The organism is Photobacterium pectinilyticum, from assembly GCF_024357955.1.
Classification (GTDB): Bacteria; Pseudomonadota; Gammaproteobacteria; order Enterobacterales; family Vibrionaceae; genus Photobacterium; species Photobacterium pectinilyticum.
In genome coordinates this window covers 1-1,219 of the sequence record NZ_JANEYT010000186.1, presented here as the reverse complement: position 1 = coordinate 1,219, position 1,219 = coordinate 1, and the positions used below count along the sequence as shown (strand labels likewise).

Genomic DNA, 1,219 nt, shown 5'->3' with positions numbered 1-1,219 from the left:
CTGAATACATTAGCGCAAACCAACTCCGTTTTTTGACTTTTCACTTGCAAAACGGGGCGTACCATACATCTGCCCCATTATCAGTCAGAGTAAATACTCATTCACATGTTGTTGATATGTGTTTGCCCTACTAAAAGTAATCCCTTTACACCCATAAATCCTAAAAATAGTCCATCTGCTTGATATAATCTCTAGCAAACAGTTTCAAAATGTTAGGCAATTCTCGGCTTGGAGTAGATTGGCTCAGAAGCGTGGGACATGTCGTGGGAAAGCGAGGCTATTGTGCTTCTGGCAAACAAGCTCGGTCGTGTGATCCCACAAGTTTTATCAACAGAAAGTTAAGTGAGCACGATATCAATCGTACTTTTAAGTCTCTGTAATAATATATATGCGAATGACAGTGGTGAAAGACTTTCGTAAAGATAAAATTGAGAAATGGGCAAAAATATCTTGAATCCTCAACGTTGGCGGTTTCTGGTGGACTGTCGTGTTTTGAGGCATTATAAAACAGTAACGTTTACCACGACTAAATCGTGAAAGATGGCTCCACCAATCTAGAATAAATTCAAGACCGATACTTTAGCTGGGTTGATACCATGATAGGAAATATCAAGGACTCGCTCCGAGGTGCTTACCATGCGCTCAGTAAGAAGCATCTACCACGATATCTACTTAGCCATCTTTACATACCTTTACATCACATGACGTTATCTTACTTATATTAGTATATTCTTAATTAGTAGAGCAAAGAGAAGGAAAACGTCATGAAAATCAAAAGCACAGTAGTTGCGTTACTCGGCATCGCTATTGCTTTCGGATCAGTGGCTGGTGGAATGAATAAAGGCATGAACAACAATATGTCACGTCCAGCATTCTCACAGTTTGATCTGGATGGTGATGGCAAGATAACCGAAGCCGAGTTCAATCAAGCACGCTCAGAGCGTATCGCACAGCGAGCGGAAGAGGGGCGTACGTTAAAAAATATCAATCAAAGCCAAAGTTTTGCTTCGTTAGATAGCAACGCGGATGGCGCTATCTCTCAACAAGAGTTTAACGCTCATCAAGGCTCGGCGAACCCCAAAAATGCTATGGGCAAAGGTAAAAACAATCAATAGCTCAATTCAATCAGGCCTCCATTTGTGAGTAAGCGGGTAATTCTACCCACCTAGCTATTGAAGGGCCCTTTGCTATAGGGCAGCAGATCGCTGATATCACAGCC

Annotated in this window: 1 protein-coding gene; it reads left to right on the top strand. The window is 41.8% G+C overall.

Annotation, left to right across the window (positions count from 1 at the left end):
• Positions 1-764: 764 nt before the first annotated feature.
• A complete protein-coding gene (locus NHN17_RS25790; RefSeq protein ID WP_255045529.1) occupies positions 765-1,115 on the top strand; it encodes an EF-hand domain-containing protein in 351 nt (116 codons plus the stop codon).
• Positions 1,116-1,219 lie beyond the last annotated feature (104 nt).